Here is a 23,697-nt window from a genome sequence, read left to right as displayed (position 1 = left end):
GCCTCTCAAGTCAGGTCGAGCCTCTCGACTTCGCTCGAGACGGGCGCAGACGAGACCTCGCCCCAGACAGGCGCAGTCGAGGCCTAATTCGAACATAAGAAAAGCCCAATCACTATGCTCAGCAAAGACAGGTACTTCGATGGCTTGCCTTGAACAGTCCATTTAAAATCACAAAAAGACTATTATGAATAAAAAAACTACTCCATCGAAAGAAAGTGCCCTGCCTAATCATAAAGGTGCCATGCACGAGATCGATTTTGCCTCTATTGAGATGACCCTTGATGTCATGAAATACGCCATTGACCGGATTACAAATCGAAATCCGCAAATGGGCCGTCCGAAAAAAGAGGAGGAACTCCGCGAATTGGTCGGGGAGACTATCACGGATAAAGGTATCGGGGGCGAGAACGCTTTTCGGTTGTTCCGCGATGTGCTGGTCAAGGCGACCGTTCCCATCGACCATCCGCGGCACTTGGCCTTTGTGCCGGCCGCACCCTCCCGAGCTGCGATCATGTTCGATCTGGTTACCTCGGCCTCGAGCATCCACGGCGCCTATTGGATGGAGGGTGCCGGGGGAATCTACTGCGAGAATGAGGCCATGAAGTGGCTGGTATCGCTAACAGGACTCCCGAAACCGGCCTTTGGCGTGTTTACCAGCGGGGGCACCGCCGCCAATCTCTCGGCCTTGGTCACGGCTCGGGAGCACTGGCGCAGAGACCCCGAAAACGAAAATCAAAAGGGACTTATTTTGACCTCCATCGGGGCACATTCCTCCATCAAGGCCATGGCCCGGGTCATCGACGTTGACATGTTGTTGGTGGAGACTGAAGATGCCATGTCGGGCCGCGCGCTTCAGGAACACATCGAAACCTTGGATCCACAGCAGCGCAAGCGGCTTTTTGCCGTCGTCGCTACCGGTGGCACCACCAATGCCGGTATCATCGACGATCTATCGGGCATCGCCGAGGTCTGCGAATTTGAAAACTTATGGTACCATGTCGATGCGGCCTATGGGGGCGGGGCCCTTGCCGCCGATTCCGTGCGCCATCTGTTCAACGGCATCGAGAGGGCGGACAGTATTACCATCGATCCCCACAAATGGCTGTTTTCGCCCTACGATTGCGGCGCGGTCATCTATAAGCACCCCGAACAGGCCCGTTATGCGCACGCCCAAGAAGGATCGTATCTCGATATATTTAAGGACGAAGGCGCGGAAGGCTTTAATCCCGCGGATTACCAGATTCAGTTGACCCGGCGCGTTCGCGGTATGCCGCTTTGGTTTTCCCTGGCCATGCACGGCACGGATATCTATAAACGGGCCGTGGAAGAGGGCATTCGGTTGGCCAATTTGGCGGGTCGGCTTATCGAAGAAAACCCCGCGGTGGAGCTGGTCCGCGAACCCAGCCTTTCCTGTGTGCTCTTCCGGCGAAAAGGCTGGTCGCCCGAAGCCTATCGGAACTGGACCTACCAAAACCAGCGCGACGGCTTTGCCCTGGTGACCCCGACCAAATGGAAACAAGGCGATACCTACGAAACCGTGGCCCGGTTCTGCTTTATCAATCCCCATACCACGGAAGAAGATGTCGCCGCCATTTTAAGGACGATGGAGTAGGGGACCGCGTTTTAATACAATCCATTTTAATATTGATTCGAACGGAGTATGACTTGTTTAGGGCGGCGGAATGTCTTAACTTCATGGGTAACATTTAAAACAGCATACGATGAACCCACTATTGGAAATACTGCAACAAGGCCAAAGCATATGGCTCGATTTACTAGATCGGAATATGATGGATTCCGGAAAACTACAATCCCTTATCGATGATGATGGCCTGAGGGGCGTTACCTCGAATCCCGCGATCTTTGAAAAGGCGATCAGCAACAGTTCGGACTACGATGACGACCTGGCCAAAATTTCGGAGGGAAAAGAGGACAACGAGGCCATCTTTTTTGAATTGGCCGTAAAGGATATTCAACGGGCGGCCGATTTCTTCGAACCCATCTATAAAGAGACCGAGGGCCAGGATGGTTTCGTAAGCTTGGAGGTCTCCCCGTTCTTGGCCCGGGATACCCAGGGCACCGTGGAACAAGCACGGGAACTGTGGAACAAGGTCGATCGCAAGAACGTGATGATCAAGATTCCCGGTACCAAGGAAGGCCTGCCCGCCATCCGCCAGTGTATCGGCGAAGGCATCAACATCAATGTGACCCTGTTATTCGGACTCCCCAGATACAAAGAGGTGACCGATGCCTATCTCAGCGGTCTTGAAGACCGTCTCAACGACGGGAAGCCCATAGGAGGCGTGGCCTCGGTGGCCAGCTTTTTCCTAAGCCGTATCGATGTGATGGTCGATCCCATGCTAGAGGCAAAGGGCTTGGACGACCTAAAAGGCGAAGTAGCCATCGCTTCCGCCAAGAAGGCCTACCAGATTTATAAGGACGTATTCTCAAGCGACCGGTTCAAGAACTTGGAGGAGCGCAGTGCCAAGCCGCAACGCGTACTCTGGGCCAGTACCAGCACCAAAGACCCCTCGTTCAGCGATGTTAAATATGTGGAGGCGCTTATCGGTCCCGAAACCGTTAATACCTTGCCTATGGACACCTTGGATGCCTTCCGTGACCACGGTAAAGTGGCCAACCGCTTGACCGAGAATATGGAACATGCCGACAAAATCATGCAACGGCTTAAGGAAAACGATATCGATATCGACAAGATCACCCAAAATCTGGTGGACGAGGGTATCGAAAAATTCAACAAGCCCTTTAATAAACTATTGGACGGTATCGAGACCCAAAAATCTAAAATGGCGTAGAACGCTTGGTCATAAGGCAGTTGGTAAAAAACTCACATCGGTGAATCGGCGATGGGTGGGAAACTAAATGTCAGATTCTCATGTCAGGTCGAGCACCTCGTCTCCGCTCGGCACAGGCGCAGTCGAGACCTACATTGAATTGACGAGAGATTCTCGACTGTCGCCAAAAGGGATTGTCAGGCCGATTAGTCCGTCGATTTCCGTAATCACTTTTTAAAACGTAGTGTCAAATGTCAATCAAGAGAAACTTCGCCGACGACCTGGATCAAGGCGGCGACCCCGAAAAGGATGGGACTTCCGACTTAAACCAGTACGGCAACCTACACGATAAATGGAACGACATTCAGGAAGAGTACCTCAAAAAATATCCGGACCTAGAGACCGAGGACCTGTATTTTGAGGGTGGTGGCTTCGAGGGTCTTTTGGAAAGGATAGCCGAAGTTCGGGAAATGACAGTGAAGGAGATACGAGCGGAAATCCGTAACTGGTAGGGGCATCGAGGCGACTTGGGCCGGTACCATGGGGAAACAGCAGCCAAGAGAACCACGAGCAAGGCCGAAAGTCCACCTTCTTGGTTTTCGAATCTTGGTTCTAATACCAAAACAGCTCTGCCTCGGGGTAGTTCGTTTTACACGGTTTCGGAAGACGTACTTTTTCCTACTGCTTTGACCGCTTTTTCGATGGCCTTACATAACTGGTCAAAAGAAGTGGGTTTGACCAAATAATAATCTGCCCCAAGCTTGGTCGTTTCCTCCCTGTCTTTATGGTGTCCGGAGGTGGTATAGATGATAACGGGGATATCGCTAAGGGTATTGTCGGTTTTCAGCGCTCCCAAACAAGTTTTGCCATCCATTCGGGGCATGTTCAGGTCCAAAAAGATATAATCGGGCAACGGCTTGTCAGTTTCGCGCAATAGTTGTAGGGCCTCTTCGCCGTTCAGGGCGATGAGACATTTCGCTTTAGGCCGTATTTTTTCAATAGCTTCACAAAAAAAATCGATATCATCGCTATCGTCGTCAACGATAAGGTATATTTGGTGTTCGTGCATGGGGGGGAAATTGTTTTGTTATTCTGTTAGGTAATAGAAAGATAGACATTTAATCCATACAAAAAGGTATCTCAACGAATAAATAAAGGGAAACGCTACATTTTAGCGCAAAAATACGTACGAAAATAAATGCATCTTATATGGCCAAGGCAAATTATTCAAAAGAATTTCCCCTGGTCGGCGTCGGAGCCTCTGCGGGCGGTGTCGATTCGTTCAAAAAATTTTTGGGCGCGATTCCAGACAATTCCGGGATGGCCTACATTTTGGTACAACACCTCTCCCCCTCGCACGACAGTATCTTGCCGGAGATTCTTCGCCGCACCAGCCGGCTTCCCGTACAGGAAATCAGTGACGATTGTCATTTAGAGGCCGATCATGTCTATGTGATTCCCGAGAACAAGCTGCTCGAGGTCACCGACCATTCCCTGAATTTGGTGCCAAGGGAAGAGGGCCAACACCATATGCCCATAGATAAATTTTTTGGCTCGTTGGCCCGAAGGCACGGTAAGCTGGCAGTCGGGGTAGTACTATCGGGTACGGCCAATGACGGAACGGCAGGCCTAAGGGAAATCAAGGAACACGGAGGCATTACTTTTGCCGAAGACCCCGAGTCGGCCGCCTGGCCAGGGATGCCCCGCAGCGCGGTCGAAGCCGGCGTCGTCGATTTTATTCTCGCGTCCGAGGACATTCCTCCCAAGCTGGTCAAGGTACGGGCGAACTTTGAGGGTGGCACAGACCATGAAGACGGGGAGGAAAGGCATATTGATGGCGAAGGACTTCAAAAAATTCTCTCGGTGGTACGACAAAAAAGCGGGGTCGATTTCAACTATTACAAAAAACCTACCATTTCAAGGCGAATCGGCCGTAGAATGGCCATCAACCAAATGGCCCACCACGTAGATTACCACGAACTGCTCAAAGACGACCCCAAAGAACAGGAACTACTGTTTCAGGACATGTTGATCAAGGTCACCAGTTTTTTTAGGGATCCCGAGATTTTCGCAAAACTAGAGGAGGAAATTTTCCCCAAACTCCTGAAAGAACGGTCCGGGGAAGATACCATCCGTATCTGGGTGGCGGGCTGCGCCACCGGAGAGGAGGTGTTCTCCTTGGCCATGTGTCTTTTCGATGCGCTGGAGGCATCTGGCATAGGGCGTTATAAGGGGCCAAAAATACAGATTTTCGCCTCTGACATTTCGGAGCCCGTTATCAAAAAGGCACGTAGCGGTATCTATAGCCAAAGCGAACTGGAAACGGTTTCCGAAGAACGGCGGAACCGCTACTTTAACCGTACCGACGGTAATTTTAGGGTTATCAAGTCGATTCGCGATAGCGTTGTATTTACCGTCCATAATTTTTTAATGGACCCCCCCTTTCGGAGCGTGGACCTGATCAGCTGCCGCAACGTGTTTATCTACCTCGAACCCTTTCTACAAAAGAAAGCACTCTCTACCTTTCACTATGCCCTCAAGGAAAACGGTTTTCTGCTCATGGGAAAATCGGAGAGTGTCGCCAAGCCGACGGACTATTTCGTCCCGTACTCGAAAAATGAAAAAATATATTCCCGCAAGGCGGGCGAAGGGCGGTTCGAGCCGGCTCAAACCGCCACTAAGCAACCTTTGCTCGACCTTGGGGACAAAAAAGAGAAAATTTCTCCGCCCGCGAAAACAGATTTTAGAAAGAGCGCGGATCGAAAGCTGGTCACCGAGTATACCCCGGCGAGCCTCATCGTCGACGCCCATTACGAAATCGTGCATATCAACGGGCACATCGAGCCGTTCGTGACACCACAATCGGGCCGGCCCACCCACGAACTGCTGAAGACCGCTCGCAAAGAACTTGCCTTTGAACTGCGCAACGCCCTGCGCAAAGTTAAAGAGTCAGAGAAGAAAGTCCGGAAAGAAGGAGTGCCGGTTAAAACAGAATGGGAGGAATTTTCGGTCGATTTCGAGATTGTGCCGCTTATCGATATCGTGGAACCCCATTACCTTATTCTGTTCTGGAAGAGCTCGGAAGACCGGTCGTTCTACGAGGAGGTCAGAAAAATGCTCGAGCCCGTGTTCCCCGTTAAGGGAAAAAGCGAGGTTCGGCAACGCAACGAGGCCCTTGAAAAGGAACTGGAACAGCTGCGGGAAGACATGCGCGGCATCAGCGAAGAACAGGAGGCCCACAACGAAGAGCTGCAGAGTGGACTTGCAACAAAAAAACGGACATTTAGTTAAGCTACATTTTTAAGTTGCATTGATTTCTCAAATTCATTGATTGTCATATTACCAAGAGCGGAGTGTCTCCTGTTCCTGTTGTACCATGTTTCGATCCATTCGAATATCGATAGCGCAGCTTCCTTTTTCTCCCGGTAGCCGTTTCTATAGATGAGTTCGACCTTTATGGTCTTAAAGAAGCTCTCGGCCACGGCATTGTCCCAACAATTTCCTTTTCTGCTCATGCTCCTTTCAACACATTTGTAGCTGTCCAGTAAATTGACAAAATCATGGCAGGCATATTGTATGCCCCTGTCCGAATGAAAGATCAGTTTCTTTGAGGGCGGACGGTTGACAACTGCCATTTTCCATGCTGCCACCGTGGTTTTCTCCGCGCACAGATCGTCGCTTTGCGACCAGCCCAGTACTTTACGGTCAAAAAGGTCCAGGACAACGGTCAGGTAAAGCCACCCCTTGGCCGTTTTTACATAGGTGATGTCCGATACCCATGCCCGGCCGCTTTCCCCGGCGGAGAAGTCCCTGTCCAGTTTGTTTTCCACCACCGGATACCTGTGTTTGGAATCGGTCGTTACCACAAACTTTTTGGCGTGGACCGCCCGTATCCCGTTTTTCCTCATCAACCTGGCCACCCGTGGCCTGGACACATCGAACCCACGGGCCCTGAGCTCATCGGTCATACGGGGGCTCCCGTAACTGGCCTTGCTCCGTTCGTGCACACGCATTATTTCGCAAAGCAACATCCGGTTCTCGTTGTCGCGCTTCGAGGGCATATGGTTCTGCCATGCATAAAATCCGCTTCTGCTTACCTTGAAGACTTTGCACATCTTCCCGACAGGGAATTCCTTTTTGTGGTCCTTTATGAACCGGTAGATTTCCTGTCGCTCGCGGAGAAGATGCCAATGGCCTTTTTTAGGATGTCGCGTTCAAGTTCCGCGTCCCTCAGGCGTTTCTCCAACCGGCCTATCTCTTTTTGTTCATCGGTCATTTTCGCGTTGCCACGGCCCGGAAAACTGTTGGGGCCGAGTTCGCCCATCTCCTTTCTCCATCTGCCCAGTACAGATCTGGGGATGTCAAGTTCACGGCAGATCTCAACGATGCTACCGCGTGCATAGGTCAGTTCCACGGCCTTTTGCTTGAACTCATCAGTGTAATGTCTTGCTTTTCTTCTCATTATAGGGTAAAGTTAAAACGTTAGTGACGTCCCTCAACTTTATGTCCAATCAAATGTAGCAATTCCAGAGTGCCAACGAAGAACTGTTGAGCGGTAACGAGGAGATGCAGAGCCTGAACGAGGAACTGGAAACCTCGAAGGAAGAATTGGAATCTACCAACGAAGAACTGGTGGTCGTCAACCGCGAGCTGACCGAGAAGCAGGAAGAGCTGAACGATGCCCTGGCCTATTCCGAAGATATTATCGCCGCGGTCCGGGAGCCGTTTTTAGTGCTCGACTCCGATTTGCGTATCCAAAAGACCAACAGCTCTTTTATCGAAAAATTCGATATGGATGAAGAAGAGGTTGCAGGCCAGCATTTTCTCGAGATACAGAACGGGCAATGGAACCGGGACGAACTGCGCAACATGCTCGAAAAAATACTTCCCAAGGAGCAAAAAGTTGTCGATGAGGAAATGGTGGTAGAGACCGAAAGAGACGGCGAACGTATTTTTCGGTTCAACGCCAGACGAATCATTCGGGAAAAGGATTCGGAAAAACTGATTCTTTTGGAAATTGCCGATATTACCGAAAGAAAGACGGTGGAGCGAAATTACCAGACCACCATAGAGGAGCTGAACCGCACCAACGAGCAGTTGGACCAGTTCGTGCACGTCGCCAGCCATGATTTACAGGAGCCCCTGCGTAAGATCACCACGTTTGCCGGCCGTATCACCGACAAGGGGGACAACATTCACCAAGAGGATTTGGAAACCTATCTTAAAAAGATAAAATCGGCCTCTGCCCGGATGTCCTCCTTGATCAAGAACTTACTGAACTTCGCCCGTCTGGCCCACCACGAAAAACTCTTCGAGCAGACCGACCTGAACGACGTGCTCGATGACATCTTATCCGATTTTGAACTGCTGATAGAACAAAAGGAAGCGGAACTGCAGGTGGGGCAGCTTTCGACCATCGAGGCCATCCCCCTACAGGTCAACCAACTTTTCTACAACCTGGTCAGCAACGCGCTAAAATTTTCCAAGGAGGGCGTGCCCCCGCTACTTTCCATATCCTCCAGAAAATATTCCAAAACCGAAGTCAAGGAACGGCCTGCGCTAGACCCGGACCTATCGTATTACGAAATTGTTTTTAGGGACAACGGCATCGGATTCAGCGAGAAGTACGGCGAACAGATCTTTACCATTTTTCAACGTCTGAACCCCTCTAGCCAGTACCTCGGTACGGGCATCGGCCTGGCCCTCTGCAAACGCATCGCCGAAAACCACCACGGGGATATCTTTGCCGAATCCAAGGAGGGGCAGGGGGCGGCCTTCCACGTCATCTTGCCTGTGGCGCAACCGAAGAAGCGGGACAATAAGAAGAAATTATAGTCCTCATAATTACCTGAACACCAAAAAGACATAAGACGGTAAGACTTAGGACGTAAGACTGTAATTTTTTTCCCAGAACAGATTATTTTTTCGAGATTTTTTAGTCCTAAGTCCTAAGTCCTAAGTCTTATGTCTAGATCGGGTTGAAGTTTCAAAACCCTTTCAATTCAATCTTAGAAGTAGTCCAAGAACTATGACAGCAGAGCCCGATCGCACCACTTACCGCCCCGAAAAGCCCCTCTTGGTTTGGGACGGGCAATGCGGATTTTGCAAGTATTGGGTCACCCGTTGGAAAAAGATCACTGGCGACGCGGTTCGATATGTTCCCTATCAGGATATCCACGAAGAAATTCCCGATATCCCTAAGGAGGCATTTCAAAAGGCGGTCCGTTTGATTTTATCGGATGGAAGGGTGATCAGCGGTGCCGGTGCGGCCTATCGTACGTTGGAATATTCTAAAACGTGGAATCGGTTGTATGGGTATTATCAAAAATCGCAGTTTTTTAGGACGCTTAGCGATCTCGGCTACAGCTATGTTGCCGATCATCGCCCTTTTATGTACAACCTGACCCAAGCTTTTTTCGGGGAAGACCCGAACAAACCGAAACCTTATTGGGTCTTTTACCTGGTAGGGATTATAGTGTTGATCCTTGTTTTCGTATAAGGTTTTTCTATAATGCCTATCCGCATAATTACCCGACCGGCTCGAAAAAATGGCATAAGATTATATGACTTAAGACGTAAGACTAGCTACTAATCTATCCGACCCACTCATCCAGACTACGTTCCGACCCAATGGCCATATTCGCTATTCGAGTTGTTAGCTGCATTAAGAAGGAGTTTCGACATTCTTATCCCTTTACATCTTGGCCTTTTTTTGTCTTCACGAAAAATTTAAAAATTAAGGTCCCCAAAACCACTGCGAGTACGAAAGCTACCAAAATGGCCAGTTTCGCCTCGCGTACGACAGCTTCTTCGGAAAAAGCCAGGTCGCTGATAAAAATAGACATGGTAAAGCCGATACCCGCGAAGGCAGCGGCACCGTAAACTTGCGGCCACTGTACATTTTTCGGCAATTTGGCGATTTTCAGCGCCACCGCCCCTCTTGCTACCAGTGAGATACCGGCGAACTTGCCGACGACGAGTCCCAATATAATACCAAGGGACAGGGGGTCGCCCAATCGTCCGATATCTTCGGCCTTTAGAGTCAGACCCGTGTTCGCAAAAGCGAATAGCGGTAGCACGATAAAATTGACGAACGGCTGCAGCACCCGCTCAATAGATTGTAGCGGAGGCACCGTTTGCCGGATGGCCTTTCTGATGATCTCTACGAGTTCAACATGTTTCTTCTTGACAAACACGCTGCCAGTCGAAGGAGTGCGTTCAAAGGTATCGAGCAGGTTACGAATGTTATGGGCAAACTGATTTTCCCCCAGCTCTACCTTGGCCGGAATGGCGATGGCGGTTATCACGCCTGCAAGGGTGGCATGAACCCCGGAAAGAAAAAAGCCGGTCCAAATTCCCACAATCCCGATTACCCCGTAAAATATAGGATTTTTGACCCCGATTCTATTGGCACCTACCAAAATAAAGAAACAGACAAAGGCCCAGAGCAAGCTTACAAGGACAATTTGGTCGGTATAAAAGAAGGCGATGACGGCGACGGCAAAAAGATCGTCGACCACTGCAAGTGCCGTAACGAAGACTTTTAGGGCAAGCGGCACTTTTTTGCTGCCTACCAGGGTCAATAAGACCAAGGCAAAGACGATGTCGGTGGCCATAGGGATACCCCAGCCGGTCACCGTCGGATCCCCGTAATTAAGTACGACGTAGATCAGGGCGGGAAACACGATACCGCCGATAGCGCACAAAATCGGTAGCATGGCCTTTTTAAGGTTCGAGAGTTCACCTGCGATGATTTCCCTTTTGATTTCCAGTCCGATCGTAAAAAAGAAAATGGCCATCAGGCCATCGTTCACGAATTGGTGCAAGGTCATACTCAGTTGCGCCTCGTTGAATTCAATTTTCAGTGGATATTCCCAAAATTCGTGAAAGGCATCCGACCAAGGCGAATTAGCCCATACCAGGGCGATGATGACGGAAGCTACCATAAGGATGCCCGAAACCAGATCACCCGAGAAAATGGGGGCGATGGCCCCCTTGAATTTTTCCCAATGGGTCTGTCGTGTAATTTTGTTCATAAATCGAAAGTAGGGACTGCGATGTTATCAGGTATGGATTTTTATTTTAGGATGAGCAAGGGGATATCGGCAGAAAACACGAGTTTCTTTCGGATGCCGGGTTGAAAAATCCGCTCGAAAAACCCATGTTCCCGGTGTACCAAAGTTAGAAGATCGATAGGGTTTTCGTCCAGAAACTTGGTGATACCATCTTGGGGATTATCGCCATGGAATACATGGAAGGAGTGGCGAGTCTTCCCCAATGTATTTTGATACTGGTCTATCAACTCTGTCTTCTTGGCCGTGGTATCCTCATCCTCTGAAATATGAATGATTCTTAGCTTGGCGTCGAAGGCGTTCACTAGTGCCATCAATAGCTCCGGACTTACGGAATTTTCTGGATCTTTAGTGTCCAGGGCCAAACATACCGTATCGATTTTGTAATTTTTCACGTCATCGGGAACGATAAGTACGGGACAGGGAGCTTCCCGGCTCAGTTTTTCACTGTTCGTGCCTACGAAGAAACCCTTTAGCTCGTCGGCACCCTCGGTAGCCGTTACGACCAAGTCCACCTTTTTTTCTCGGACGGTCTCACGGACAACATCGGTAATGGATCCCAACATTACGGATACGGTATGTCTTGTGTTCGAAATTTCCGGAAATCCGTCTAAAAATTCCTCCATCCTCTGACGCGCCAATTCTTCATGAGTGACTACATTTTGGGCGGGCGGAATATTGGTCGAAGACATACTGGCACTGGCATTGGGAGCCTGCACCGGGGTATAACCATGTGCGAAAATAAGCTCGGAATTTAGTTTCTTGGCCAGGGCCGTCGCGTAATGGACAGCTTTTTCGGCCGTATCGGAGAAATCAACGGGTACTACTAGGGTCTGTATCTGCATAGGTTCTGATATTGAGTTAAAACATAATTAAAAAATATCGAAAAATCAACTTCTTTCTAAACCGTATCTTACTGGCTATACGGGGAATTCGGCGCCTATTCGATCTTTCGTTTTTGGGCGTGCTCTATATGTTCGGGCTCTTTATCCAAGAGTGCGGACCATCCACCTCCGTATCGATTCTCTATGTGTTGTCCGACAGTGGATAATATCATGATCAGGACGCCCGTTATTATATCGCTCGAAATGGCGGTTGTGGCTTGATAATCTAGTAGCCATGGTGACAACAGTAACCACAGTGCGAAGGGGTAATTCCATTTACGCACCACATGGGTGGCCTCCCACAATGATACTACCGAAAAGGTGATGATGATCGGTCCTATGATATGGCCGTTGTCCGAGGCCGCCTTCCCGTAAGAAAAGACCGCGGGTGCCGTCATTAACCACAGTCCCAAAATGATGTTTAAAATTTTAGCCCACATTTCGTTAGTCTTTAGTCTTTGGTCGTTAGTTCTTACTCGTTGGTTTTTCATCTACAGTTTATAGTCCACCGTCCACCGTCTATCGTCGGCCACCAAAACTCACTTCACTTTTTCAATTTCGGAGGACACGCCCCAAAAAATTTTCCAGGTCGATGCCCCCGCTTTTTTGGCCCGTTGCATAAACTGCAGGCTGGCCAGCATTTCGTCCATCGCGGGGCCGATCATGGCGATGGAAACGATGGCGGAGGCCAGGCAGAGGGAGCACCAGGCCGAGAAAAGTACAGGTTGGAACACAACCAGCATAACGCTTACAAAGCCCAAGGGCCCCACTGCCAGGCCGAAAACAATGACTATCCAGGGCATTTTGCGCCAGCGGTAGGTGCCGCCGATTACGCCCGTTACGGCATCGACCAAATATCCGAAAGCCCCAAGGGCGGCATCCGGAATCGGTAGAATGTGCGAGATTTTCGAATTCAAGATGGTAACGCTGCCATCGCCAAAAAAGGGCTCCCACACCGTGTCGATATAATCGAGCTGGTACAACGAAAGGTAGGTAGCGATGACGAAGCCTACTAGGGCCAGTATCACTATGGGTATTCGCTGCGACCAGGTCGCGGGATTATAGTCCCAACCCGGTGGTATACGTTCAGTCAGTTCGGCCATAGTCAATCCAAATTATTTTTTTTGTACCATTTCTTGGAATCGGTCTTGAGGTTATCGATCATTCTGGGCAGGGTATCCAGCACCCGGTGTTGGGGTTCCCAGTCCAAATACTTTTTGGCGCGACCGATATCGAGTTCGAAATGTCCCTCTGCGCGGTCGATCATCCAAGGTTTTATAAAGGGATCGCCAAAGAGGTCGCGGGTCCACGCCCCCGCCTTGGCCAGGGGCTTGGGCACTTCGTAGGTTTCCCATTCCTTTCCATATAAGAGATTTCCGATGTTATCCTGCAGTTCGCGATAGGTGGGGGTCGTCGGCTCCCCGATGTTGAGGGCAAGCTCATCGGGCAGTTCCCCGCGTCTTTCCACAGTTTTCTCAACGGCATCGACCACGTCGTTCAAGTGTACGAACACATCGCCGTGGTCCAAATCGCCCGAATAGAAGTGGCTTACAAATTCCTTTTCATAAATCCGTTTGATCTGTTGTGTAATGGGAATGGAGTGTCCATAATCGGTATAGACTCCCGCGACACGCAAAAATACAGCGGGGATATCGTGGTTGTTCTCTTTGATGAGGCCTTCGGTCTGGATCTTACTTTCCGGATAGCCCCACTGGGCTTCCACGGGGCAGTCCTCATCTATTTTTTTCCCGGGTTCGGTGGGTTTATAGATGAGGTTCGAACTGGAGAATACAAACTGGTCCACCTCGAAATCCTGCAATTGTCCCAAAAATTTTTTGGTGCCCTCCACGTTAATTTCCTGGTATTTGGGACTATCTTTTTGTCCGAAATCATAGAAGGCGGCGAGGTGTATGACCGAGGCAATCTTGCTGCCATACCCGTAACGGATACGTTCCATCGCGGCATCAATGGCCTTTTCATCGGTAATATCGAAATTGACGCATTCGGCCTGAAGGGGCGGGTAGGGGGGACCAAGCCTATCAAGCCCGACCACCCTGTACTTTTTTGCCAGCCGCTCGATCAATGTAAAACCGATCAGCCCACTACTGCCGGTAATAACGATTACTTCTTCGTCTCCGGTACGGGCACCTTTTTCGGAATGTTCAATAATTTCGTCCATATATTGAAGTTATCGGGTTATTGAGTTAATTGTTATTGGGTTTTGGTTTATCTGCGCTTGAGCCGATTTTTATCGGTTCCAAACCTATCGCCTTATGGCAATAGTAGTTTAATTCTGTGAGTAAGAATGCTGCATCCTAACACGCGACAGCCCTATTTTTTATATTCCGAAGGGAAAAGTTTCGGGAACTTTTGAACTTTCGACATCCACATCCATCGGATGCAGGGCCTCGGTGGTATCGAAAAACAAGAAATGGTCGTAGCGCTTGGGCACGGCGGTCGGCACATAATGGCCGAGGCTTTCATATTCCGGTCGATAGAGCACGCCTACGGCACGATGGGAAATCGAGCGGCTCAAGGCCTCATAGTCGCTGAGGGCGTCGGAATTAAAATCCGTTTTAACGCTTTTAAAGCATGCCACAGCTACAAGTTTCATGGACTGTTTCTTTAGGAGAAACGAATACGCTGAAACATTTGCTATCGTTTAACCTGGCCTTCATAACATAACGGTATGGAATCGATTCTCAACCCTTCCAAGCCCTATAATTGATCAGGCTTCAGCACGTTATCGATACCGAAGATGGCGTCCTTACTTGCAGCGATATCCGATTTGACGATTTTCGCCGTGTTACCGTTGGGGTCGGTCAGCAGCAGTTCGTCGTTTTCCATTGAAACTTTCAGTACTTCGCCCTCAAGGGTCTCGAGCTCCAAGGCCCCGTTATTTTCGTTTAATTGTGACTTTAAGTCGTCGAGGCTGTGGTTGCCCTTGACAACATGATACTTCAAGATAGAAATAAGGGTGTTTTTACCGGCGGGCTGCATCAGGTCGGCGACCTTACCTTCCGGAAGTTTTGAAAAGGCGTCGTTTGTGGGGGCGAACAGGCTGATCGAATCCTTACCGTCTAGGGTTTCAATAAGTTCGGCGGATTTTAGCCCCTTGGTCAGGGTCGCAAAATCTTCACGATCGATTATCGCGTCCACGGCGGACTGTATGCTGTCTTCCTTACTGTTTTCGTAGGCCTCTACGCTTAGTGCCTCATCCAATTTTTCGGCCGCATCGACATCTTTTTTCTTTTCCCCACAAGATGTGACGAAGATGCCGACCAGCACTAAAATGCCAAATAGTTTACTGTGAATCATAGCGTTGTGATTTTAATTATTGTAAATAACTGGGTAAAATATAGCTTGATTTGCGAAAATAATTTGACGTAAAAAATGAGATGTTTGTCGCAAAAGATGGATTGCATCCACTTTTGTTTTTCCGCATTCAGCATGATGGAAGCAAAGAGTTCGAACGTCGCATTGACGGAGCAACCGGAATTGTCTGCCTCGCCTTGCAATTACCTGAGCTTTAATACTCGGAGGTTAGTCTCTTGGCATATGATAATACGATCGATAATACGATGGAGTGGTTATTCCTTCTTTCGATGGAATCGGGAATCGTCAAACTCGCTTCTGCCATAAAATTCCCTTTCAGCCTGCTCGTCGTAGGCTTGGTCCCTGTCGTTTTCGTTAGAACGCTGCTGCGTCCCTGCTTTAAAATTTTTATCAAAACTATCATCATCGCGATACTCCCCGATGCTATGTCGGTCTTTGATTTTATCCATGCGGCTTTCCCGGACCACTTCGTCAGTGCCTTCGGCGGCGTCGGCTTTCCGGTTTGCAGGGGTATGTACGTACCTGCGCCCGTAGGAATCCAAAACAGCATTTTCGTAATCTCTAACGATGGGAGTGTCCCTCCGAATCCTTTTGGTTTCCGCAAAGGTTTTATGGTCGATCTCTTCGGTAAAGACATATTCTTCCGCCATGTTGATATCGACAAGTCCGATGGGAATAATGATGTGGTTCTCCCCTTTTTCATTGATGAATTCACGAACTTCGCTATTCGCAGGCCCTTTGTACGGGTCATGCTTAGCATCGATAATCGATGGCTCGACCTCGACATCGAGATAGACCACCCGCTCGGAAATTTTGTTGACCAAAAGATTCGTGACCGTGCCGATAGGCCGCATGGTCGCATCCTTGACGACCCAGTCGCGTACATCAGCATACTTGTCATCGACCTTGTAGTCCGAAAGTTCGTTTAAATAGTATAAATATTTTTCTTTTTTCTTCATGCTAAGGGTTTGATTTAGAATTACGGGCCATCCAAACTGCTATTATTCTGACTAGGCCCATCCAATGAAATTGAAGCCTCCATTTTTGGATAGGGAGGACTGCTGTACCGTATCATTTTCCATCCGTTCATCCTGTCCTATTTTCGGAGGTTCGCCTTGCTCTTCGTTGTTCTGGCCAAGAATGTAGAAAGCGATTACGGCCAAGATGACCAGCACCACAAGAATCCAGGGCCAAACGGGACGCTTCTTTCTTATTTTGATTTCTGCCATGGTGTATTATTTAGATAAGTTAAAGATAAAGTTTATGGAAAAAGACATTGACCCGTTCCGCATGAATATTGACGTTAATGGATGTAGCAGGTGAAAAAAAATGAAGTTGGTTTAGGGTTAAAATTTATGGCGTTACCAACAGTTGCCCTGCTACCAATGTCATATCTTAATTTAAAGTAGTCAATTATCCAATGGTCAGTACTAACAGGCCCTAACGTATTTCTTAGAATCCAATTTTATGAAAGTGCACCCTTATTTAAATTTTGACGGTCAGGCGGAAGAAGCCTTTGAATTTTACCGATTTGTATTCGGGAGAGAGTTTCTCACCCTTCAAAGGATGGCCGACGGCCCCGATAACCCCAACCTCACCTCGGAAGACCACGACCGTATCATGTACATTGCCTTACCCATAGCGGAAAATACCGTCTTAATGGCTTCCGATGTGCTGACAAGCGCCGCTTCGAGCCTTGACGTGGGGAACAACGTGCATATCTTACTCGAACCTGAGAAAAAAGCGGAGGCCGACCGTCTTTTCCAAGCCCTTTCCGAAGGCGGGGAAATCGAACTGCACCTGAGGGAGCAGTTCTGGGGCGATTACTTCGGCAGTTGTACCGACAAGTTCGGTATCAAATGGATGGTGAGCTGTAGCGAAGAAGCATAGCAGCCCTGTAGCAGTTTTTATCCTTCCAGTAAAGCGGAATACGGGTCTTCGAGGGCTCGGGCGATCCAGTCCAGAAAGCGGGCGCCCTGGGCCCCATCGATCAGGCGATGGTCGTACGATAGGCTAAGGGGCAATAGGGTGCGCCCCCCGAATTTTCCGTCCAGAAAAACGGGTTTCTTCTTGGCACGCGACACCCCGAGGATGGCTACTTGCGGAGGAAGGATAATGGGCGTAAAGCCGGTGCCGCCGATTCCGCCTAGATTAGAAACGGTGAAGTTGCCGCCCTGCATCGCATCTGGACTAAGTTGACCCTCCCGCGCTTTTTGGGCGAGTTCGGTGATTTCGAGGGAAAGGTCGATAATGGATTTCCGGTCTACATCCCTCAGCACAGGCACCAACAGCCCTCTTTCCGTGTCCACGGCAATCCCGATGTTCACATAGCTTTTAAGGATAAGCTCTTCCCGAGCCATATCAATACTCGCATTGAACTTAGGGAATTGACGCAAGGCCGCCGCGGCAACTTTTACCAGCACCGCGGTAAGGGTGAGCTTGCCGCCGGCCTCTTCTGCCTTTTCGGAGTGTTTTTCGATATACTCCTCAATGCCCGATAGTTCTGCCTCCTCAAACTGGAACACGTGGGGAATGCTACGCCATGATTCCGAAACGGTTTCGGCCGTGGCACGTCGGATACCGGAGAGTGGTCGGGTCTCTATCTCGCCCCATTTTGTGAAGTCCGCCAAGGATAGGGATTCGGACTTCGCCGGTTTTCCACCGCTGTTTTTTATATGGTTCTTTACATCTTTTTGGCTGATATGGCCCGTCTCGCCACTGCCTTTCACCGCGCTGAGGTCCACGCCCAGTTCCCGGGCCAGACGGCGTACCCCCGGGGCGGCGCCAATTTCAGGAGCCTTTGTTTCTTTTTTGGACTCCGCGGCCGTTTCCGGCTCACGACCGGAATCGGAATCGACGTCGGAATCGGAATCGACGTCGTAGTCGTCCCCGTCTTGTTGCGCTCCCTCATCGTTCTTATCTTTATGGGTCTCCGTATTCCCATTATTTCCGCCATCGTCTTTCTTGGCTTCATCTTGGGGCGAGGTCTGGTCGGCCTCATCATTTGAGAAGCTGCCCCCAGTTGCTTCGGCATCTTCCTTTCCGGCCTTTTCCTGGGTCGGGGTCTTGTCAGTCTGCTTTTCCTTTTTGTCCGCTTTCCCCTGGGTTGCGGGGTCACCGGCTTGACCTTCCGCTGAGGCATCCCCTGCTCCTTCGTCATCGTTCTTCCCGGTTTCCTTTTGTGGGGAGTCACTGGCTTGCTTTTCTCCTTTGTCCGCTTTTTCTTGGGATGAAGAGTCCTCGGTTGCTTCGTCATCATCCTTGTCCTCATCCTGTTGAGACGAATCCCCGTCTGATTCGGCGTTCGTTGCATCGTCCGCTTTGTCCCCATCATCGCCGGACGCTTCGGAATCCGCCGTTTCGAGACTGAGAATGACATCGCCCACGTGTAGCTCATCACCCTCGGCCACTTTGATGGACTGTACCGTACCGGCTTCGGGGCAGGGGATTTCGACCGAGGCCTTATCCGATTCCACCACGATCAAACTTTGGTCTTTCTCGATACTATCCCCTTCCACGACCAAAACTTCGGTTACGGTAGCCGTATCGGCGCCTTCCGCGATTTGGGGTACTTTTATTTCTTTAGCCATAACTGATTTTTATTGTTAAGATTTTTTGATGGTCCGTTCGGCGACCTATCCCTCCCCAGCGTGGCCGCCTGCCGTTACCTCCCAAATCCATAATTTATAAAACCCATCAAGGGCCGGGCAAAGGAGATGGTTCTAGTAGCTTCGTCTCTTACAAGTCCCTCGTACGCGGGTTTTTCGCATTCGCATCAATATTCAATTTTTTGGCGGCTTCTTGCAAGGTTTCCGTCGGTAAATCCCCGCGCGCTGCGAGGTCGTACAATGCCGCATAGCAAATATGGTCGGCGTTCACTTCGAAAAATTTTCGCAGTTCGGCGCGGGTATCGCTGCGGCCAAAGCCGTCGGTGCCCAAGGCCGTTAATTTATGGGGGAACCATTTGGCAATCGATTCCGGCAGGGTCTTTACGTAGTCGGAGGCGGCGACGAACACCCCTTTTTCGCCCTGGAGACATTCTTGGATATAGTTGGGCCGGGGGTTCAATTGCGCCTTGGTCCGGTTGTCCCTTTCGGTATCGATGGCATCGTCATAAAGTCGTTTGTAGCTGGTAATGCTCCACACATCCGTACTTACTTCGTATTCTTGTTCCAGCTGCTCGGCGGCGGAGAGCACTTCCGTCATAATCGCTCCGCTCCCGAACAGGTAGGCTTTTCTTTCCTTTTCCTGGGTGGATTTTTTAAAGCGGTACAGACCTTTTAGAATGTCTTCTTCGCAATCTTCCGGCATCTCGGGCATACTATAGGTGGTATTCCCCGCGGTAATATAATAGAAAATATTTTCCTTGTCCGTGTACATTCGCCGGATGCCGTCCTGCACGATGACGGCCATCTCATAGGCAAAGGCGGGGTCATAGGCCATCAGGTTTGGAAAGGCATAGGCGTACAGCTGGCTTTGGCCGTCTTGGTGTTGCAGACCCTCGCCGGGCAGGCTGGTACGGCCGGCGATGCCTCCGATTAAAAAGCCCTTGGCCCCGGCATCGGCAGCGGCCCACATCAGGTCGCCGGTGCGTTGGAAGCCGAACATGGAATAGAAAAAATAAAAGGGAATCATATTGAGTCCGTGGTCCAGATAAGCGGTACCCGCCGCGATAAACTCCGCCATACACCCGGCCTCGGTGATTCCTTCCTCAAGAACCGCTCCGTCCTTGGCCTCTTTGTAGTAAAGCAAGGTCTCTTTATCGACGGGCTCGTAGCTCTGACCTTCGGGTGCGAAAATGCCCGCCTGCCGGAACAGGGGTTCGAGTCCGAAAGTGCGCGATTCATCGGGAATGATAGGCGTTACCAAATGGCCTAGGTTTTCATCCTTGAGCAGTTGGCTCAGGATCTTTACCAGTACCCCGGTCGTGGCCACCTCGCTATCGCCCGAACCTTCGAAAAATTTTTCAAAAATTGCGGGATCCGGTCCTGTCAAGGCATCGCTTCGGTCTTTTCGTTGCGGGATGTAACCGCCGAGTTCTTTTCGTCGCTCTTGCAGGTACTGGTGGACATCGCTTTCCTCTTCGGGTTTTATAAAAGGAATGTCCTCCAGGTCGTCGTCGGAAAGGGGCACATTAAAGTAGTCCCGAAAATACCGGAGTCCCTCTTCGTCCATTTTCTTGGTCTGGTGGGATACGTTGCTGGCTTCACCGGCATCTCCTTGACCGTATCCTTTAATGGTTTGGGCCAGAATGATGCTGGGCCGGCCTTTCTGTTCGACCGCCGCCTTATAGGCATTGTAAATTTTGGAAGGATCGTGGCCGCCCCTCCGGAATCTTTCCAACTCGCTGGGGGAGATGTTTTCAACAACGGCCTTTAGGTCTTCATCGTCGCCGAACAACTGTTCCTTAATATACTCGCCCCCTTCGAAGGCCAGTTTTTGCAACTGCCCGTCCGGCATTTTATTGAGGCGCTGGATCAACTTGTTCTGTTTATCCTTTTCGAAAAGGGCATCCCATTCGCTTCCCCATAAAACCTTAATGACGTTCCATCCCGCCCCGCGGAACAGTCCTTCCAGTTCCTGAATGATTTTATGGTTTCCGCGTACGGGGCCGTCGAGCCGCTGTAGGTTGCAATCCACCACGAAGATGAGGTTCTCCAATTTGTCGCGCGCCGCAATGCTGATGGCCCCACGGGCTTCTGGTTCGTCCATTTCGCCGTCGCCCAGAAAGGCCCATACTTTTTTATCGTTCGTTTCGGTGAGTCCCCTATGATGCAGGTATTGGTTGAATCGCGCCTGGTAGATCGCCATGATTGGGGCCAGGCCCATCGAAACGGTTGGGTGGACCCAAAAATCGGGCATCAGGCGGGGGTGAGGGTAGGAGGTGAGTCCCTTTTCGGAATGGATTTCCCTCCGGAAGTTTTCCAGCTGCACCTTGGCCAACCGACCTTCCAGATAGGCGCGGGAATAGATGCCAGGAGAGGCATGGCCCTGAAAGTAGATGTTATCGGCCGAACCGTCTTCGTACACCTTGAAAAAGTGGTTGAACCCGACTTCCCATAGATTGGATATGGAAGCGTAGGTGGAAATATGCCCCCCGATACCCGAGTGTTCGCGGTTGGCCCTGGCGACCATGGCCATGGCGTTCCATCGGATATAGCCCATGAGTTTTTCCTCGATATCGAGCGGACCGGGGTACGCCGTTTCCGCTTCGGTGGACAGGGTATTTATATAGGGTGTAGTAAAAGGTTGCTGGGGCCGGATGCCCGATTTACCCGCCTCGCTTTGGAGCAGTTGCAGCAGTTCGGATGCCCTTTCTCTCGATTCGTTTTCCATCACCCATCGAAAAGAGGCCAACCATTCTTTATTTTCAAGTTGCATATCCGAGGGGCCGTTCCGGGTTTCCGATGTTTTTTTCGCTTTTGCCATAGACTTGAGGTTATCTTTCAAAGATTTCTCCCAAGCTAAGGGATTTTGGGGGGGGCATATCGGTTCAAAACAATGAAGTTTTAGCTTGAAAGGATCCATCTTAATCAAAAGCAACGGGAAAAATGATTTATCTCTCGACCTGAACTAAAGGATTCGGGCAGCTTGTCAAAAGCCGTTATTAAATCGCCTCTTCTGTCCTTGCTCCATCTTCCTTTTATCTTTATGTCAACATCTAAAACCCATTATGGACGGTCTCTTCCAAGACCTGGCAGCCTTTCCGTTCGGGGTTCAACCTTTTCAGGAACTCGGCATATCCCAGGGAATCCTTCATGTTCAAGGTGGTATCTTCGATTATATCGGACATCATCGCGGTATCCGGTTCCAAAAGTCTGTTCCCGAACCATTCGACCCCGAAGGTGTACCATTCACAGTCGTACACATGTACTTTGGTATATTCGATCTGGTATCCGCAATCGGCCTCATAGGTCAAGGGGCGTTGCTCCAACTCTCCGTTGTTTTCCACGATCAGTACCGCCCATCGTGCTTTGTTCACCGACACCCATCTTTCCATATCGCCCTGGAGAATTTCGGCGACTGTCGGATCGTGTTCATCCGCGTTTAAACTCCATTTGATGTACTTCTCGAAATATCCGGATTTATCGCAAATCAATTGCCCCCTAGCGCGGTTACCGACGCGATGCTTGATCTCTACCAAGCCCTCCCGTAACTTTACGCCCACGTTCTCGCTATCCAATTGCAGGTACAAATCCTCGCGTTGATGGAAGAGGTCCATTCCCTGCGATTCGAACCAACTTCTAATAGCTTTCTTATCCTCCTTAAAAAACCAACGTACTTCTTTCGTCTTGATCATTTGAACCTTATTACTCCGCTTTATGATCGAAACTCAATAGCGTTCAAAGCGGAAATATACATTCATCTTTATTGGTAGATTAAAGATACGTATAAATTGAGGGATGAATGAGTTCGATTGCTCGCTGGTTTAACTCGATTGCGTTTTAAAACGTTTTCGTTTGAATAGTTCTATAATTTGTTTGGTTTGAGACAAATGCCATATCCTATATTCCATATATTTAAATTAGATCGAAATAGGATATGGAATTGAAACTTGACACTATCGAGGCAATAACGGAGAGTATTCGCCAAATCTTACAAAGTGAATGTAAAGAAGCTCTTCGGATTATTGAAACAAAATCGGAAGTTGACCCGCACGAAACCGTCCACGAGATTCGAAAGCACTTTAAGAAAATCAGGGCGGTGCTGCGGTTGGTGCGCGATACGACGGACCGATACCAAGAAGAAAACCAATTTTTCAGGGACGAGGCACGGACTATTTCGGAAGTTCGCGATGCCGAGGCGATGCTTGAGGCCGTCGGCCTGATCGAAAAACAGTTCGAGGACAAACTATATAAAGATGCCTTTTCCGATTCGCGGAAACTGCTTTTGGCCTACCGTGACGATTTGGCGAAGAAGGTATTACAAGACAATCGGATGTTAAAAAAAATCCGTAAAAACACATCCGAAAAGTGCGAGGCCTTATCCGTACTGCCGATGGACATCGATAGTCACGAATCGATAAGCCCGGGTCTCAAGCGCACCTATAAAAGGGGCCGAAAAGCCTTTTGGGAAGCTGCAGAATCCCGGTCCCCCGACGCCTTCCACGAATGGCGCAAGCGGGTCAAATACCTGCGCTATCAAATGCTGACCATAGCCCCGATCTGGCCCGAGGTTCTCAGGACCTGGGAGGATGAATTGCACCGGCTTTCCGATGCCCTTGGCACCGATAGAGACCTGTATATGTTGAACAAATTTTTAGAACAGACGGAAGACCATCCCTATGCCGAGGTCGATGGCAACCCCTACCTGCTCTCGACACTTATCGAAGGCCATCGCCAACAATTGCAGGAATATGCGCTTTTGCTCGGCAAAAAACTTTACCATTATAAACCCAGCACCTTAATTTCATGGATAGAGACGCTTTGGGAGGCACAGTTGGCCGTCCACAAAGAATTTCCCTTACCTCTAGATACCCTTGAAGATTAGGGAAAAGCAAAGTCTTTAGCCACCCATCTGGAAAAGGTTGAACCTTGAACCTTATCAGGATCGGACTTTTTAGAGACAAAACCCGATCGAATAGGAACAATGATAGCCCGACAATAGTTTTAA

Annotated in this window: 22 protein-coding genes; 8 read left to right on the top strand and 14 right to left on the bottom strand. The window is 49.7% G+C overall.

Going from position 1 to position 23,697, the window contains the following annotated elements:
* The first annotated feature begins 241 nt into the window (after window positions 1-241).
* From RQM65_RS02910 to RQM65_RS02900, 3 genes are all read left to right on the top strand, one after another.
* Window positions 242-1,612 (top strand): pyridoxal phosphate-dependent decarboxylase family protein, encoded by a 1,371-nt coding sequence (locus RQM65_RS02910; protein ID WP_314016773.1) that lies wholly within the window; start codon window positions 242-244, stop codon window positions 1,610-1,612.
* Window positions 1,613-1,721: 109 nt separating this feature from the next.
* Window positions 1,722-2,813 carry a transaldolase gene (gene tal / locus RQM65_RS02905; protein WP_314012615.1) on the top strand — a complete coding sequence of 364 codons (1,092 nt, stop codon included), beginning with the start codon at window positions 1,722-1,724 and terminating at the stop codon, window positions 2,811-2,813.
* A gap of 230 nt (window positions 2,814-3,043) precedes the next feature.
* A complete protein-coding gene (locus tag RQM65_RS02900; protein WP_314012613.1) occupies window positions 3,044-3,304 on the top strand; it encodes a hypothetical protein in 261 nt (86 codons plus the stop codon).
* A gap of 137 nt (window positions 3,305-3,441) precedes the next feature.
* Here RQM65_RS02900 and RQM65_RS02895 read toward each other — a convergent pair whose 3' ends face one another.
* Window positions 3,442-3,861, bottom strand: coding sequence for a response regulator (locus tag RQM65_RS02895; RefSeq protein ID WP_314012611.1), 420 nt, complete (start codon window positions 3,859-3,861; stop codon window positions 3,442-3,444).
* A 140-nt stretch (window positions 3,862-4,001) separates the two neighbouring features.
* Between RQM65_RS02895 and RQM65_RS02890 the strand changes: the two genes are divergently transcribed.
* Window positions 4,002-6,083 carry a chemotaxis protein CheB gene (locus tag RQM65_RS02890; protein WP_314012609.1) on the top strand — a complete coding sequence of 694 codons (2,082 nt, stop codon included), beginning with the start codon at window positions 4,002-4,004 and terminating at the stop codon, window positions 6,081-6,083.
* Here RQM65_RS02890 and RQM65_RS02885 read toward each other — a convergent pair.
* Window positions 6,080-7,254, bottom strand: a protein-coding gene (locus RQM65_RS02885) for an IS3 family transposase (RefSeq protein WP_314012607.1) whose coding sequence is annotated in 2 segments (ribosomal slippage) — window positions 6,080-6,996 and window positions 6,996-7,254 — 1,176 coding nt in all. Because the reading frame shifts where the segments join, the coding sequence is not laid out codon by codon here. The genes RQM65_RS02890 and RQM65_RS02885 overlap by 4 nt on opposite strands.
* An 86-nt stretch (window positions 7,255-7,340) precedes the next feature.
* On the opposite strand from RQM65_RS02885, the gene RQM65_RS02880 reads away from it, so the two are divergent.
* Window positions 7,341-8,627 carry a sensor histidine kinase gene (locus RQM65_RS02880; protein WP_314012605.1) on the top strand — a complete coding sequence of 429 codons (1,287 nt, stop codon included), beginning with the start codon at window positions 7,341-7,343 and terminating at the stop codon, window positions 8,625-8,627.
* 193 nt (window positions 8,628-8,820) lie between these two features.
* Window positions 8,821-9,291, top strand: a complete 471-nt coding sequence (locus RQM65_RS02875) for a thiol-disulfide oxidoreductase DCC family protein (RefSeq protein WP_314012604.1) — start codon at window positions 8,821-8,823, stop codon at window positions 9,289-9,291.
* Between the two features lie 187 nt (window positions 9,292-9,478).
* Here the strand turns inward: RQM65_RS02875 and nhaA are convergent, their stop codons facing one another.
* From nhaA to RQM65_RS02830, 9 genes are all read right to left on the bottom strand, one after another.
* On the bottom strand, window positions 9,479-10,828 hold the full coding sequence (nhaA, locus tag RQM65_RS02870) for a Na+/H+ antiporter NhaA (RefSeq protein ID WP_314012602.1): 1,350 nt from the start codon (window positions 10,826-10,828) through the stop codon (window positions 9,479-9,481).
* Window positions 10,829-10,869: 41 nt separating this feature from the next.
* Window positions 10,870-11,709 (bottom strand): universal stress protein, encoded by an 840-nt coding sequence (locus tag RQM65_RS02865; protein WP_314012601.1) that lies wholly within the window; start codon window positions 11,707-11,709, stop codon window positions 10,870-10,872.
* Window positions 11,710-11,804: 95 nt separating this feature from the next.
* Entirely contained in the window at window positions 11,805-12,188 is a 384-nt protein-coding gene (locus RQM65_RS02860; protein WP_314012600.1) for an SPW repeat domain-containing protein, read from the bottom strand.
* A 99-nt stretch (window positions 12,189-12,287) separates the two neighbouring features.
* A complete protein-coding gene (locus RQM65_RS02855; protein WP_314012598.1) occupies window positions 12,288-12,851 on the bottom strand; it encodes a vitamin K epoxide reductase family protein in 564 nt (187 codons plus the stop codon).
* Window positions 12,852-12,853: 2 nt separating this feature from the next.
* Window positions 12,854-13,927 carry an NAD-dependent epimerase/dehydratase family protein gene (locus RQM65_RS02850; protein ID WP_314012596.1) on the bottom strand — a complete coding sequence of 358 codons (1,074 nt, stop codon included), beginning with the start codon at window positions 13,925-13,927 and terminating at the stop codon, window positions 12,854-12,856.
* A gap of 159 nt (window positions 13,928-14,086) precedes the next feature.
* The gene (locus RQM65_RS02845; RefSeq protein WP_314012594.1) at window positions 14,087-14,362 is read right to left on the bottom strand and encodes an erythromycin esterase family protein; all 276 of its coding nucleotides are present in this window, start codon (window positions 14,360-14,362) and stop codon (window positions 14,087-14,089) included.
* Window positions 14,363-14,466: 104 nt separating this feature from the next.
* Complete coding sequence (locus RQM65_RS02840) at window positions 14,467-15,066, bottom strand: fasciclin domain-containing protein (protein ID WP_314012592.1); 600 nt, start codon at window positions 15,064-15,066, stop codon at window positions 14,467-14,469.
* 272 nt (window positions 15,067-15,338) lie between these two features.
* A complete protein-coding gene (locus RQM65_RS02835) occupies window positions 15,339-16,043 on the bottom strand; it encodes a photosystem reaction center subunit H (RefSeq protein ID WP_314012591.1) in 705 nt (234 codons plus the stop codon).
* A gap of 51 nt (window positions 16,044-16,094) precedes the next feature.
* On the bottom strand, window positions 16,095-16,313 hold the full coding sequence (locus RQM65_RS02830; protein WP_314012589.1) for a hypothetical protein: 219 nt from the start codon (window positions 16,311-16,313) through the stop codon (window positions 16,095-16,097).
* Between the two features lie 238 nt (window positions 16,314-16,551).
* Between RQM65_RS02830 and RQM65_RS02825 the strand changes: the two genes are divergently transcribed.
* Window positions 16,552-16,974, top strand: a complete 423-nt coding sequence (locus tag RQM65_RS02825) for a VOC family protein (RefSeq protein WP_314012588.1) — start codon at window positions 16,552-16,554, stop codon at window positions 16,972-16,974.
* A gap of 17 nt (window positions 16,975-16,991) precedes the next feature.
* Here the strand turns inward: RQM65_RS02825 and RQM65_RS02820 are convergent, their stop codons facing one another.
* From RQM65_RS02820 to RQM65_RS02810, 3 genes are all read right to left on the bottom strand, one after another.
* Window positions 16,992-18,674 (bottom strand): 2-oxo acid dehydrogenase subunit E2, encoded by a 1,683-nt coding sequence (locus RQM65_RS02820; RefSeq protein ID WP_314012587.1) that lies wholly within the window; start codon window positions 18,672-18,674, stop codon window positions 16,992-16,994.
* A gap of 148 nt (window positions 18,675-18,822) precedes the next feature.
* A complete protein-coding gene (aceE, locus tag RQM65_RS02815; protein WP_314012586.1) occupies window positions 18,823-21,513 on the bottom strand; it encodes a pyruvate dehydrogenase (acetyl-transferring), homodimeric type in 2,691 nt (896 codons plus the stop codon).
* A 232-nt stretch (window positions 21,514-21,745) separates the two neighbouring features.
* The gene (locus RQM65_RS02810) at window positions 21,746-22,384 is read right to left on the bottom strand and encodes a hypothetical protein (protein ID WP_314012585.1); all 639 of its coding nucleotides are present in this window, start codon (window positions 22,382-22,384) and stop codon (window positions 21,746-21,748) included.
* Between the two features lie 242 nt (window positions 22,385-22,626).
* On the opposite strand from RQM65_RS02810, the gene RQM65_RS02805 reads away from it, so the two are divergent.
* Window positions 22,627-23,574: a CHAD domain-containing protein gene (locus RQM65_RS02805; RefSeq protein ID WP_314012583.1), complete on the top strand. Its 948-nt coding sequence runs from the start codon at window positions 22,627-22,629 to the stop codon at window positions 23,572-23,574.
* Window positions 23,575-23,697 lie beyond the last annotated feature (123 nt).

The sequence above is a fragment of the Pricia mediterranea genome, assembly GCF_032248455.1.
GTDB classification, from domain to species: Bacteria; Bacteroidota; Bacteroidia; order Flavobacteriales; family Flavobacteriaceae; genus Pricia; species Pricia mediterranea.
This window is presented reverse-complemented; position numbering and strand designations above follow the sequence as displayed.

Bases quoted from the DNA above. Each gene is read 5' to 3' on its own strand.
- RQM65_RS02820 (WP_314012587.1), bottom strand. From the start codon at position 18,674: ATGGCTAAAGAAATAAAAGTACCCCAAATCGCGGAAGGCGCCGATACG.
- RQM65_RS02805 (WP_314012583.1), top strand. From the start codon at position 22,627: ATGGAATTGAAACTTGACACTATCGAGGCAATAACGGAGAGTATTCGC.
- aceE (WP_314012586.1), bottom strand. From the start codon at position 21,513: ATGGCAAAAGCGAAAAAAACATCGGAAACCCGGAACGGCCCCTCGGAT.
- RQM65_RS02845 (WP_314012594.1), bottom strand. From the start codon at position 14,362: ATGAAACTTGTAGCTGTGGCATGCTTTAAAAGCGTTAAAACGGATTTT.
- RQM65_RS02900 (WP_314012613.1), top strand. From the start codon at position 3,044: ATGTCAATCAAGAGAAACTTCGCCGACGACCTGGATCAAGGCGGCGAC.
- nhaA (WP_314012602.1), bottom strand. From the start codon at position 10,828: ATGAACAAAATTACACGACAGACCCATTGGGAAAAATTCAAGGGGGCC.
- RQM65_RS02910 (WP_314016773.1), top strand. From the start codon at position 242: ATGCACGAGATCGATTTTGCCTCTATTGAGATGACCCTTGATGTCATG.
- RQM65_RS02860 (WP_314012600.1), bottom strand. From the start codon at position 12,188: ATGTGGGCTAAAATTTTAAACATCATTTTGGGACTGTGGTTAATGACG.
- RQM65_RS02865 (WP_314012601.1), bottom strand. From the start codon at position 11,709: ATGCAGATACAGACCCTAGTAGTACCCGTTGATTTCTCCGATACGGCC.
- RQM65_RS02890 (WP_314012609.1), top strand. From the start codon at position 4,002: ATGGCCAAGGCAAATTATTCAAAAGAATTTCCCCTGGTCGGCGTCGGA.
- RQM65_RS02875 (WP_314012604.1), top strand. From the start codon at position 8,821: ATGACAGCAGAGCCCGATCGCACCACTTACCGCCCCGAAAAGCCCCTC.
- RQM65_RS02850 (WP_314012596.1), bottom strand. From the start codon at position 13,927: ATGGACGAAATTATTGAACATTCCGAAAAAGGTGCCCGTACCGGAGAC.
- tal (WP_314012615.1), top strand. From the start codon at position 1,722: ATGAACCCACTATTGGAAATACTGCAACAAGGCCAAAGCATATGGCTC.
- RQM65_RS02835 (WP_314012591.1), bottom strand. From the start codon at position 16,043: ATGAAGAAAAAAGAAAAATATTTATACTATTTAAACGAACTTTCGGAC.
- RQM65_RS02840 (WP_314012592.1), bottom strand. From the start codon at position 15,066: ATGATTCACAGTAAACTATTTGGCATTTTAGTGCTGGTCGGCATCTTC.
- RQM65_RS02825 (WP_314012588.1), top strand. From the start codon at position 16,552: ATGAAAGTGCACCCTTATTTAAATTTTGACGGTCAGGCGGAAGAAGCC.
- RQM65_RS02855 (WP_314012598.1), bottom strand. From the start codon at position 12,851: ATGGCCGAACTGACTGAACGTATACCACCGGGTTGGGACTATAATCCC.
- RQM65_RS02810 (WP_314012585.1), bottom strand. From the start codon at position 22,384: ATGATCAAGACGAAAGAAGTACGTTGGTTTTTTAAGGAGGATAAGAAA.
- RQM65_RS02830 (WP_314012589.1), bottom strand. From the start codon at position 16,313: ATGGCAGAAATCAAAATAAGAAAGAAGCGTCCCGTTTGGCCCTGGATT.
- RQM65_RS02895 (WP_314012611.1), bottom strand. From the start codon at position 3,861: ATGCACGAACACCAAATATACCTTATCGTTGACGACGATAGCGATGAT.